The 12,056-nt window shown below is 65.4% G+C and carries 10 protein-coding genes; 5 read left to right on the top strand and 5 right to left on the bottom strand.

What is annotated here, in order from left to right; translation table 11 throughout:
* Positions 1–24: 24 nt before the first annotated feature.
* The 4 genes from ACTIE5_RS25315 to secA all read right to left on the bottom strand — a co-directional run bounded on the left by ACTIE5_RS25315 (position 25) and on the right by secA (position 6,279).
* Entirely contained in the window at positions 25–402 is a 378-nt protein-coding gene (locus ACTIE5_RS25315) for a DUF6876 family protein (RefSeq protein ID WP_439552511.1), read from the bottom strand.
* A 314-nt stretch (positions 403–716) separates the two neighbouring features.
* On the bottom strand, positions 717–1,079 hold the full coding sequence (locus tag ACTIE5_RS25310; protein WP_439552510.1) for a M10 family metallopeptidase C-terminal domain-containing protein: 363 nt from the start codon (positions 1,077–1,079) through the stop codon (positions 717–719).
* 1,134 nt (positions 1,080–2,213) lie between these two features.
* Positions 2,214–3,425 (bottom strand): tyrosine-type recombinase/integrase, encoded by a 1,212-nt coding sequence (locus ACTIE5_RS25305; RefSeq protein ID WP_439552509.1) that lies wholly within the window; start codon positions 3,423–3,425, stop codon positions 2,214–2,216.
* Positions 3,426–3,549: 124 nt separating this feature from the next.
* Positions 3,550–6,279: a preprotein translocase subunit SecA gene (gene secA / locus ACTIE5_RS25300; RefSeq protein ID WP_439552508.1), complete on the bottom strand. Its 2,730-nt coding sequence runs from the start codon at positions 6,277–6,279 to the stop codon at positions 3,550–3,552.
* A gap of 256 nt (positions 6,280–6,535) precedes the next feature.
* Between secA and ACTIE5_RS25295 the strand changes: the two genes are divergently transcribed.
* Both ACTIE5_RS25295 and argJ read left to right on the top strand, forming a co-directional pair.
* Positions 6,536–7,441 carry a peptidylprolyl isomerase gene (locus ACTIE5_RS25295; protein ID WP_439552507.1) on the top strand — a complete coding sequence of 302 codons (906 nt, stop codon included), beginning with the start codon at positions 6,536–6,538 and terminating at the stop codon, positions 7,439–7,441.
* Between the two features lie 14 nt (positions 7,442–7,455).
* A complete protein-coding gene (argJ, locus tag ACTIE5_RS25290) occupies positions 7,456–8,694 on the top strand; it encodes a bifunctional glutamate N-acetyltransferase/amino-acid acetyltransferase ArgJ (RefSeq protein ID WP_439552506.1) in 1,239 nt (412 codons plus the stop codon).
* Here the strand turns inward: argJ and ACTIE5_RS25285 are convergent.
* On the bottom strand, positions 8,672–8,854 hold the full coding sequence (locus tag ACTIE5_RS25285) for a hypothetical protein (protein ID WP_439552505.1): 183 nt from the start codon (positions 8,852–8,854) through the stop codon (positions 8,672–8,674). The genes argJ and ACTIE5_RS25285 overlap by 23 nt on opposite strands.
* Positions 8,855–9,039: 185 nt before the next feature.
* On the opposite strand from ACTIE5_RS25285, the gene ACTIE5_RS25280 reads away from it, so the two are divergent.
* The 3 genes from ACTIE5_RS25280 to folE all read left to right on the top strand — a co-directional run bounded on the left by ACTIE5_RS25280 (position 9,040) and on the right by folE (position 11,995).
* Positions 9,040–10,125, top strand: a complete 1,086-nt coding sequence (locus tag ACTIE5_RS25280; RefSeq protein ID WP_439552504.1) for a bifunctional GNAT family N-acetyltransferase/(deoxy)nucleoside triphosphate pyrophosphohydrolase — start codon at positions 9,040–9,042, stop codon at positions 10,123–10,125.
* Positions 10,126–10,179: 54 nt separating this feature from the next.
* The gene (locus ACTIE5_RS25275) at positions 10,180–10,941 is read left to right on the top strand and encodes a competence/damage-inducible protein A (RefSeq protein WP_439552503.1); all 762 of its coding nucleotides are present in this window, start codon (positions 10,180–10,182) and stop codon (positions 10,939–10,941) included.
* 415 nt (positions 10,942–11,356) lie between these two features.
* A complete protein-coding gene (folE, locus tag ACTIE5_RS25270; RefSeq protein WP_439552502.1) occupies positions 11,357–11,995 on the top strand; it encodes a GTP cyclohydrolase I FolE in 639 nt (212 codons plus the stop codon).
* Positions 11,996–12,056: the final 61 nt, after the last annotated feature.

The following is a 12,056-nucleotide window of genomic DNA, read 5'->3' as shown; positions in this document are numbered from 1 at the left end:
GTTACCCAACCGCTGGCGTGCGGATCAATACTCGCTGGGCAGCATGAGCACGACATGCTCACCCTGAGCGATCAGCCACAGCGTGATCTCTGCCAGCGGGAAATCGGTGTAGTCGATCTGTTGCTGCACGATGGGTTTGTGTGAGTTGCCGTCCATCATCATGATCACCGCGGCACGTGTGGTCAGATCCACGCTGAGACGCCATGCCTGGAAGTGTTCAAGACTGACGTGCGCCTCGTGCTGATAGCTGGCGATGATGTCTGTGAGCCAATGCGCCTGCGCTTGCTCCACCAGCCATATCACGCCTTCGGTCATGACCATTCGTCGTAGCAGGGCATGACGCGTGAACGTCTCGCTGCCGGTGAATTGCGTGAGCTGCGCTCGCAGTGTGTGAGCATCCATGTGAGCCGCCTCCTTTCAGCGGCTCACTTCGATCAAGCACGGCTTTTCCATGAAGTCGGCTGATTTCTGGGCTCATGCCAAAGGATGATCCAGTTGGCATAGTCCACCGCGCAGCCGCCATATTTCCGGCAGGCACCAGCTGTGCTCAGCGCTGTCAAATGAGCACCCAGCGCTCCCGGATACCTGACATAGAGCGCTGCAAGTTCTCTTTGAACACCAAGTTGGCTGGTGTTGAACCAACCAACTGGAATGAGCCGACGGATCACCGGCGCAGCACACCAACCCTGCGGCTGGTGTGCCACGCTTATTCCCACTCAGAGCACGAAGTCAGAAGCCTGCAGCGCAACTCTGCCTGACAGATAGATGGTCATATCGGCAACGCTGCGGGCGTCTGTGCTGTCGATCTCCACGGTCGTTCTGTCGCTGTAGAGGTTGTAGGAATAACTCACAGTCGCCCTTGTGGCTAGAAATCCCCCGAAAATTCCGACGCCAGGCGGAATGAAATAGAGCCCGTCACCCGCACCCTGAAACTCGAAAGCCTGATCGCCCTGCAGGGTGGCGTTCGCATCTATGGCTGACAGATCGATGCGGTCCTGACCTCGAACGAAGTCGCGGATGATGTCGCCGCTGTCCGAGTAGCTGCTGAAGCGCAAAACGTCATTGCCGCCGCTCAGCACCGAACCAAACAGGAGCGTGAATCCAGGGCATACGATTCAGTATTGTGGTTAGCGCCGCTGCTCAGGAGTAGAACTAGCGCCGCTCGCTCTACCTGTTTGGGTCACTACCCAACTCGGAGCGGATGAGGGTATACCTCGATCAACCCGACGCTCTAGCTTGATTGGTAGCATAGTCTCGCTGTCAATCCAGTATATCTCATGTCCTCGAAAAACATTATTGAACATACCTTCCTCTGTTCTACTAACAACAAAAGCGTCATACGATCTATTGCTTACCGTAACACGCTCGCGACGCAAAACATTAAACGTAAAACGATATTGAAAGGTATCAATATCTCTGAAACTGCGATCAATTGCAGTGAAGCTTGCGGTATTTCCGACCGCCAGAGGGAAAATCTGCGCCGAAACTCCTGATGCGAGCTCTAGATCCCTAGGCACAATAGGTATCGGACCAAAACTCAGATACCTATTTTCACTATCGACTCCGACTATGTACTGGCAAATACCCGGATAAGCGGAATGCTCTCCAACATAGGTCACTCGTACAAGCGCGACACCATTATCGCTTCGGGTCCGATTTATCCAACTACCAGCAGCAGGGCAGTACGGTCGGATCGATTCGCGCGAAACATTGACAGCGGCAGGAGAGGCATTCCCAGGAATGGATCCCTGCCTTAATGAAGCCGCAGGATCGTTGGCGCATGCTGCTGTCAGCGCGACAGCCGTGACGATCAGTAGCTTTAATGACATTGATATCAACGCACTAAACTCCCGTCATTAACTGTACTATACCGCGATCGGGACCGAACCTTGCCCGTCAAAGGGTTCGTGACGACGGCGGGAACAGGCACACTGCCCGCTGCGCGACCTCAAAATGAACGCACCGTCATGAACAAGCGATCTGAGTTGCGTGGAGTCTTGTAACTGAACTGGTTACGACGACGGGGCTGGGCTGCCCCACCGTGAGCCGCTGCAAGGCAGCCCGCTCACACCACAGCCATCCAGCCAGCACACATGAGGCGATCTGCGCATGACCACCCAGACCAGCCCAGGAATGTGAGGACAGCCCAGCAGCTGTGGGTGATCAGGGTAGCCCCCATGAACGAGTTGCGTGGTGCAACACCACCCAACTGGTCAGCCGTAGGTGTGACCACCCAGCTGCGCTGCCCGTGCTGCGGGTGTGGCTGACTTGCCGTAGTAGGCTTCAATCATAGCCACGCTGGTGCCCATGTTGCGGGCGATCATGTAGATGTCGATGCCTGCACGTATGCTCATGACCGCATAGAAGTGCCGCAAGCTGTAGAGTGTGAACTTGTCACCCGAACTGTTGTGTGTGATCTGAGCTCGATCCAGCACCTGATTGAACTGATCAATCAGGGTGATAATTGCACCACCATCCTGCATGACGAACACTGGATCATGCGCAGAGTGGTTATCGCGCAGCGCAAGCACCCGAGACACATACTTCGCCACTGCCACTCGCGGGATCACTACACGAGAACCCGTCTTGCCACGCACATGCAGTTCCACGTTCTGCCTGCCCAGCGCATCCACGAATGGCACCACATCACTCACACGCAGATTGTTGGCTTCTCCCACCCGCATGCCTGAGTTTGCCAGCACCAGCACATAGTCACGCAGCAGCTGCCTCATGTAGCGCGACCGCTCATTATCAGCCTCAGCAATCCATGCACGCATGGCGCGATAGAGTGCGCGATATTCGGGGATAGTGAACGCAGGTCGCACACGTTTCACCTTGGGCACAAAGGTGAATGTGGGCAGCGGCTTGTTGCCGCGATAGCCTGCATCATGGGCAAACTTGATGATTGCCTTGCCCAGCATGATCTCCCACTGCAAAGTCTTGTCAGCAGGATGCAGCTGAGCATTCCGGGGCAGCTCCACCATGTTCTCATAGTAGGCTTTGCGCCAGTTCACATACCCAGCCAACATGTTGTCGTCCACGACTTCAATGGCGCGGTTGCCTGCATATGCACGCCAGAATTTCACCACCCGTTTGACCTGCCTGAGCATGTGGTCACTGGTGAACTTGCTGGTGCTGTTGTGTGCAGCCTTGCCCTGTGCGTTGTCCCGCTCGCGCCAGCTCACGTATTCTGAGATCACGCTATCCAGGCTGCGCTGGTGCGTGGGCAAGCCCGCTTTGAGCTTGAACTGGGTCTCGTAGAACAGCTGCGTGCCCAGCTGCTTTGCTCGCTCAAGATCCACAGTCTTGAGGCTGCGCCACAGATAGCGACCATGACCCAGATACACCCGTGCCTGCCACAGCCCGTTGCGCAGGAACAGCTGTAGCAGACCATCATGCAGTGCATGGGTGGGATTCGTGGGCATATAATCCTGCCGCTCGTTATGCCTAAATTCTGCATAACGACCTGCAGGATTTTCATGTGCCCAACAAGTGCCTAACAGCCAAAACCCTTGGGCTTGGCTGCTAGCGCGTTGATTTCATTGAACGCTATGCGCGCCCGTGGCAGTGCTTGTACTTCTTGCCCGACCCGCAGGGGCAGGGTGCGTTGCGCGGCGTGGCGGCCCAGGTGGCGGGGTCGTTCGGGTCCACGCTGGCCGCCACCATCGGCTGCCGGGCGGCCTGGCTGGCGGTGCCGTATTCCATCGCCGGGCCGCCATCCGCAAAGGCCAACTCGTTCGGCGGCGCGTCGTGGCGCAGATCCATCACCTGCACCGGCTCCGGCATGGGCGGCGGCGCATCCGGGCGGATGTCGATGCGCATCAGCACGCTGGTGGTGCGTTCCCGCAGATCCTCCAGCATGCTGTTGAACAGGTTGAAGGCTTCCGACTTGTATTCGTTCAGCGGGTCCCGCTGGCCATAGGCGCGCAGCCCGATGCCCTGGCGCAGATGGTCCAGCGACAGCAGGTGTTCCTTCCACACCGCGTCGAAGATCTGCAGCAGCAGGCTCTTCTCCACCATGCGCATCAGGTCGGTGCCGATATTCGCCACGCGGGCGGCATAGGCCTCGTCCGCAGCCTTCTCCAGCCGCTCCCGCACCTGCGTCTCGTCGATCCCTTCCTCCCGCGCCCAATCGGCGACGGGCAGGTCGAGGCCGAGGATCGCCAGCACCTTGTCCTGCAGCCCGGTCAGGTCCCACTGCTCGGGATAGGCGTTTTCCGGGATGGCGGCGTCGACCAGCTTGGCGATGGTCTCCCGCCGCATCTCGGCGACCGTCTCGGCGACGTCGGGCGCGGTCATGAAGGTGCGGCGCTGGGCGTAGACCTCCTTCCGCTGGTTGTTCATGACGTCGTCGTATTTCAGCAGGTTTTTCCGAGTGTCGAAGTTCCTGGCTTCGACCTTCTTCTGCGCCTTCTCCAGGGCCTTGTTGATCCAGGGGTGGACGATCGCCTCCCCCTCCTTCAGGCCGAGCTTCTGCAGCATGCCCCCCATGCGGTCGCTGCCGAAGATGCGCATCAGATCGTCTTCGAGCGACAGGAAGAAGCGGCTCGCCCCCGGGTCGCCCTGGCGGCCGGACCGGCCGCGCAGCTGGTTGTCGATGCGGCGGCTTTCATGCCGTTCCGTGCCGATGACGAGCAGCCCGCCCGCGGCCTTCACGGCGGGGCGGATCGCCTCCACCTCCGCCTTGTGGCGGGCCAGCGCCTCCTCATATTCCGGGCTGTCACTGTTGCCGATCTCGGCGCGCGCCAGCATGTCGGCATTGCCGCCGAGCTGGATGTCCGTGCCGCGGCCGGCCATGTTGGTGGCGATGGTGACGGAGCCGGGGCGCCCGGCCTGCGCCACGATGCCGGCTTCCTGTTCGTGGAAGCGGGCGTTCAGCACCTGGTGCGGCACGCCCTTCTTCTTCAGCAGTTCGGAGATCAGCTCCGACTTCTCGATGCTGGTGGTGCCGACCAGCGTGGGCTGGCCGCGTTCCCGCGCCTCCGCGATCAGCACGGCCACGGCCTCGTACTTCTCGCGCGCGGATTTGTAGACCTCGTCATCGGAATCGATGCGGGCCACCGGCACGTTGGTCGGGATCTCGACCACTTCGAGCTTGTAGATCTCGGCGAACTCGTCGGCCTCGGTCGAAGCCGTGCCGGTCATGCCCGACAGCTTGGGATACAGACGGAAGTAGTTCTGGAAGGTGATGGAGGCCAGCGTCTGGTTCTCGGGCTGGACCGTCACATGCTCCTTCGCCTCCAGCGCCTGGTGCAGGCCGTCGGAGTAGCGGCGGCCTTCCATCATGCGGCCGGTGAATTCGTCGATGATGACGACCTTGTCCTGCCGGACGATGTAGTCGACGTCCTTCGTGAACAGGACCTGCGCGCGCAGCGACTGGTTGGCGTGGTGCACCAGCGTGACGTTGGAACTGTCGTAGAGGTTGCCCTCCGTCAGCAGCCCGGCATCGCGCAGCGCGTTCTCCAGCGCCTCCGTCCCGGCCTCCAGCAGGTGGACGGTCTTGAGCTTCTCATCCTTCTCGAACAGCGACGTGTCCTTGATGAGTTCCTTCATCACCAGGTCGACGCGGCTGTAGAGCTCCGAGGTGTCGTCGGTGGGGCCGGAGATGATGAGGGGCGTGCGCGCCTCATCCACCAGGATGCTGTCGACCTCGTCCACGATGGCGTAGGCGAAGTCCCGCTGGACCATCTCCTCCAGCCGGTACTTCATGTTGTCGCGGAGGTAGTCGAAGCCGAATTCGTTGTTGGTGCCGTAGGTGACGTCGCAGGCATAGGCGTCGCGCCGTTCGTCATCCGTCATGCCATGGACGATGACGCCGACGGAAAGGCCGAGGAAGCGGTAGAGCCGCCCCATCCATTCGCTGTCGCGCTTCGCCAGGTAGTCGTTCACGGTGACGACATGCACGCCCTTGGCGGGCAGCGCGTTGAGATAGACGGGCAGCGTCGCGACCAGGGTCTTGCCCTCGCCGGTCTTCATCTCCGCGATGCGGCCATCATGCAGCACCATGCCGCCGATCATCTGCACGTCGAAATGCCGCAGGCCGAGCACACGCTTGGCGGCTTCGCGCACGGTGGCGAAGGCTTCGGCCTGGATGTCGTCCAGCGTCTTGCCGGCGGCCAGCGCCGCGCGGAATTCGGCGGTCCTGGCCCTGAGCGCGTCATCCGACAGCGCGGCGAGGCCGGGTTCCAGCGCGTTGATCGCCGGGACCCGCCCCTGGTAGCGCTTGACCTGACGGTCGTTCGATGTGCCGAAGAAGGCGCGGACGATACGTTGGAACATGGGATCCTGGGGTCTCCGGCCGGCGCGGCGCCGGCCCCGGGTCCCCCCGCCGGGCGGGGCGCCCGCGCCGAGGTGAATCGGGGGGCGCGGCCGGCCAGGCAAGGGCCCAATGCCGGCGGCGGCGCGGCACCGGGAGAGATAGGCGGGCGACCCCGCCGCGTCAACGCGAGGGCGCCGATCCGCCCCCCTCCTGCCCCGTTCTTGTGGCTCGGACCGTCATCGGCCATGTTCCGGCACCTGACGGAGAATCCCCCGAATGCGCCGCACGGCCCTGCTGTTCGCCGCCCTGATGATGCCGGCCGGCATGGCCCTGGCCCAGGGTGCGCCCCCCTCACCTGCCGCCACGCCGGCGCCCGCCAACCCAGTGGTTGCCCGCGTGGATGGCCTGGAAATCCGCATGGACGACGTGCAGGACGAGGCCCGCCGCCTGCCGGAGGAGCTGCGGAACATGCCGCCGCAGATGCTCTTCCCCCTGCTGCTGGACCAGATGATCACCCAGAAGGCGATCACCCAGGCCGCCCGCGCCGCCAACCTGCCACAGGACCCGGAAGTCGCCGCCAGGCTCCGCCGGGTGGAGGAGGAGACGCTGCAGCAGGCCCTCATCACCCGCGCCGTGGCCCCCCTGCTGACGGAGGAGGCGCTGCGCGCCCGCTACCAGCGTGACATCGCCGCCCGCCCCTCGGAGGAGGAGGTGCGCGCCCGCCACATCCTGACGCCGACGGAAGCCGAGGCGCGCACCGCCATGGCGGAAGCCCGCCGCGCCGGCGCTGATTTCGCCGAGGTCGCCCGCCGCCGTTCCACCGGCCCCGGTTCCCGCGAAGGCGGCGACCTGGGCTTCTTCAAGCGCGGCGACATGATCCCGGAATTCGCCGAGGCCGCCTTCGCGATGCAGCCCGGCCAGATCAGCACGGCGCCGGTCCGCACCCAGTTCGGCTGGCATGTCATCAAGGTGGAGGAACGCCGCGCCGTGCCGCCGCCGCCCTTCGAGGAAGCGCGCGAGGGCCTGCGCCAGACCGCCTTCGAGGAAGGCGTGAACGCGGAGGTGGAGCGAATCCGCGCCGCCGCCCGGATCGAGCGCTTCGGCATGGATGGCAGCCCGGCGCCCGCGCCTTCGCTGCTGGACCGCGCCGCGCCCCCCGCCGCCCCCCAACCCCGCCGCTGAACGAGACCACGACCATGGCCGGCAAGGACCTTCCCGTCTCTCCCCTCGCCCTTCCCTTGCCGGCACTGCCGCCGGTGCCGGGGGTCAGCCTCGGCTCCGGCCGCGCCGCCATCCGCTACACGACGCGGGAGGACGTCACGATGATGGTCTTCCCGCAGGGGACGACCGTCGCGGGCGTCTTCACCAAGAACAAGTGCCCGGGCGCGCCGGTGGATTGGTGCCGTGCCGCGCTGGCGGGCGGCAAGGCCCGCGCGCTGGTCGTCACCGCCGGCAATTCCAACGTCTTCACCGGCAAGGCCGGGCGCCAGACCTGTGCCGATACCGCGGCCGCCATGGCGGGCCTGGCGGGCTGCAAGCCGAAGGAAGTGTTCCTGGCCTCCACCGGCGTGATCGGGGAGAAGCTGCCGACCGAGAAGTTGGTCGCCGCCCTCCCCGGCCTGTTCGGCGCGCTGGGCGATGATGGCTGGCAGGGCGCCGCCCGCGCCATCATGACCACCGACACCTTCCCCAAGGGCGCGACCCGGACGGCGAAGATCGGCGACGCGACCGTGACGGTCAGCGGCATCGCCAAGGGCAGCGGCATGATCGCGCCCGACATGGCGACGATGCTGTGCTTCCTGGCCACCGATGCGAAGATCCCCGCCCCGGTGCTGCAGAAGATCCTGGCCAAGGGCAGCGACCGGTCCTTCAACTGCGTCACGGTGGATAGCGACACTTCCACCAGCGACACGGTGCTGATGTTCGCCACCGGCGCCACCAGGCACCCCCGCGTGCCCGCCGAGGGCGGCGCCATGCTGAAGGATTTCACCCGCGCGGTGCATGAGGTCCTCATGGACCTGGCGCTGATGGTCGCCCGGGACGGGGAGGGCGCGCAGAAGCTCATCCAGATCGACGTCACCGGTGCCGTCAGCGCGAAGTCGGCCCACCGGATCGCCATGTCCATCGCCAATTCGCCACTCGTGAAAACGGCGATCGCGGGCGAGGACGCGAATTGGGGCCGCATCGTCATGGCCGTCGGCAAGGCGGGCGAACCCGCGGACCGGGACAAGCTGAGCGTCGCCGTCGGCGGCACCTGGATGGCCCGTGAAGGCGGCGTGGTCGCCGGCTATGACGAGACGCCCGTGGTCGCCCATATGAAGGGCCGGGAAGTGATGATCGAGGTCGATATCGGCCTCGGCCGCGGCAAGGCGACCGTGTGGACCTGCGACCTGACGCATGGCTACATCGACATCAACGGGTCCTACCGGAGCTGAGTGGCTTCTCCTCCCGGGAATAGAGCGTCCCGCGCCAGTCGCCGAGGCGGATCACCGCCATCGGCCGGCCGCCGTTGTTGCAGGCCGGCCCCAGCGTGCCATCCGTGGGCGCGGCGAAGATGAGGTTGCGCGCCGCTGGCGTGCCGCGTCCCACCGTCATCCATCCTGTCGCCGCCCTGCATGATCGGCGAGCCCATGGTGCGCCACGGCCACGGTCGGCCGGTCGCGAGCGAAACTATCCAGGCCTTCACGCCGCGCGACCTTACCGCCCCCCACGCCCCGCGTTATGAGCGGCGCAGCATTTCCCCCCTTCCACGACTCCGGCAGGACCGTTCCCACCAACCCATGGCGACCTTGCCCCCCCTCCTGCCCTCCGCATCGGAGGAAGCCGATCCCCTCGCCCCCCCGCCCTTCGCGCCGCTGCGGACGGAGCGACTGACCATCCGTCCCCTCCGGCCGGAGGATGCAGCCGACCTGCACCGCCTGGTGAATGACTGGGAGGTGGCGAAGACCCTGGCGCGCGTACCCTTCCCCTATCCCCGCGACCTGGCGGATGAATGGATCGCCTCCACCCGCGCGCAGATGGCCGATGGCCATGCCTGGCACCTCGCCATCACCGGCCTCGAACAGGCGGGCACGGCGGAGGAGCGGGAGGTGCTGGTCGGCTGCATCGGCCTCAGCCGGGATGCGGCGAAGCGGGAGGCGGAGCTGGGCTATTGGGTTGGCCGCCGCTTCTGGGGCCATGGCGTGGGGCCGGAAGCGGCGGCGCGGGTCGTGAGCTGGGCCTTCGCCAATATCGATGTGGACCGGCTTGTCGCCTCCGCTTTGGTGGAGAACGACCGCAGCCAGAAGCTGCTGGGCCGCATCGGCTTCCGCGAGACGGGAGAGGGCGTGCGGGATTTCGTTGCACGCGGCGGCCCGATGCCCGTCAAGCTGTTCGCGATGACCCGCGCCGACCTGCCCGCCCCCGCCCCTTCCGCCACGCCCGCGGCCGCGCCTGCCCTGGCGGATGGCCCGGCCGATGCACCGGGGAAGAAGATCCTCCTCGTCGCCGCCTGCGCGCTGATCGATGGCGATGGCCGCGTGCTGCTGGCCAGGCGGCCGGAGGGCAAGCCGCTGGCGGGCCTCTGGGAATTCCCGGGCGGCAAGGTCCATGCGGGGGAGACGCCCGAAGCCGCCTTGATCCGGGAGTTGAAGGAGGAGCTGGCGATCGATGTGGCGGAAAGCTGCCTCGCCCCCTTCGCCTTCGCCAGCCATGGCTATGAGAAGTTTCATCTGTTGATGCCGCTTTATCTCTGCCGGCGCTGGAACGGCGCGGTAACGCCGGTGGAGGGCCAGGCGCTGGCCTGGGTCAGGCCGCAGAAGCTGGCGGATTACGCGATGCCGCCGGCGGACAAGCCGCTGGTCGCGCTGCTCCGGGATTTCCTGTAGCGGCACGCCGGGCCCCTCGCCATCATCGTGACCAGCCCGCCAGGACCCCGCCGCATGACCGAATCGAATCCCATCGCCTGCCTCCTCGTCATCGGCAATGAGGTGCTGTCCGGCCGCACGCAGGACGCCAACATCAAGTTCCTGGCGACGCGCCTGGGGGAGATCGGCATCCCGCTGCGGGAGGTGCGCGTGATCCCCGACGTGAAGGACACCATCGTCGCGACGGTGAATGAGATGCGGCGGAAATTCGACCACGTCTTCACGACCGGCGGCATCGGCCCGACGCATGACGACATCACCAGCGAATGCATCGCCGCCGCCTTCGGCGTGCCGTGGGAACCGCATCCCGAGGCCTGGGGCCGCCTGGAGCGCCACTACAAGCCCGGGGAGTTCAACGCCGCGCGCCAGCGCATGGGCACCATGCCGCGCGGCGCCACGCTGATCGACAACGCCATCTCCATCGCGCCGGGCTTCACCATGGAGAACGTGCATGTGATGGCCGGCGTACCGCGCATCATGCAGGCGATGTTCGAGGCGCTGGCGCCCACGCTCCAGGGCGGGCCGCCCATCGCGTCCCGCACCGTGCACGCCAATGGCGTGATGGAGGGGCGGATCGCGGAAGGGCTGGCGGATATCCAGAAGCGGTGGCCGGACCTCGATATCGGCAGCTACCCCTATTACCGCATGGGCGGCGGCGGCGTGGCGCTGGTGGCCAAGGGGAACGATACCGAGGCGGTGGACGCGGCCTCCGCCGCCATCACCATGCTGCTGCGCGCCATCGGCAGCCAGCCGGTGCAGGGGGAGCCGCCGGTCTGAAGCTCGGGCCTGAGTGAGCATTCGAGGACGCCGGCGGGTCGGTTTCGCTGGGCTTTTCGGCCACTGGCCTCGTGCCAAAGGCACGCCTGCGGCCTCGTGCCGAAGGCACGCCTGCGGCCTCGTGCCAAAGGCACGCCTGCGGCATGCCCCCGGGCTTGCCGACGCAACCAGCATCGGCGGCGCCGCCGCGGCCCTGCCGGGGGCGAAAAATCCCTCGCGAACCCTCGGCCGCCGGCATTCCCAATCCATCACTGAGGCAGGCTTCCATGCCGCCAGCGCGGGGGCGCCATGCGGCCTTACCCCCACTATTGCGCGATGCGGGCGCACCCCCATCTGGCCTGGAGAGGAAGGCGCCGTAGACGCGGCGGCGCGACAAGACAATCGCCGCATCCAGACGCCATCAGGAACCAAGACCGTGAACATCCAGACCCCCGCCAGCATCGCCGACCCCCAGGCCTCCTCCATCCAGCGCCCGTCGCGGGCCGAGGCGGAAGCCGCCGTCCGGACCCTGCTGCTCTGGGCCGGTGACGACCCGAACCGCGAAGGCCTGGTCGACACCCCCGCCCGTGTCGCCCGCGCCTATGAGGAATTCTTCGGCGGCTACGAGATCGACCCCGTCGAACTCCTCGCCCGGTCCTTCGAGGAGACGGACGGCTATGACGAGATGGTCGTGCTGCGCGACATCCGCCTGGAATCGCATTGCGAGCACCACCTGGTCCCGATCATCGGCCGGGCGCACATCGCCTATATCCCCGATGGCCGCGTCGTCGGCATCTCCAAGCTCGCCCGCGTGCTGGAAGCCTATGCCAAGCGCCTGCAGATCCAGGAGAAGCTGACGGCGCAGGTCGCGAACACGATCGAGACGGTGCTGAAGCCCAAGGGCGTGGCCGTGGTGATCGAGGCACAGCACCAGTGCATGACCACCCGCGGCATCCACAAGCCCGGCGTCAGCATGGTGACGTCCCGCATGCTCGGCGCCTTCCGCGACGATCCTTCCACCCGCCGCGAATTCCTGGCGATGATCGGCTCCCCGCGCCTTGGCGCGGAAGGCTGAAAGCCAGCCTTGGCGCGGAAGGCTGAAAGCCAGCCTTGGCGCGGAAGGCTGAAAGCCAGCC

The organism is Falsiroseomonas sp., assembly GCF_051859025.1.
Classification (GTDB): Bacteria; Pseudomonadota; Alphaproteobacteria; order Acetobacterales; family Acetobacteraceae; genus Falsiroseomonas.
The sequence above is the reverse complement of the archived record's forward strand: the minus strand, read 5'-3'. Positions and strand labels throughout refer to the sequence as shown.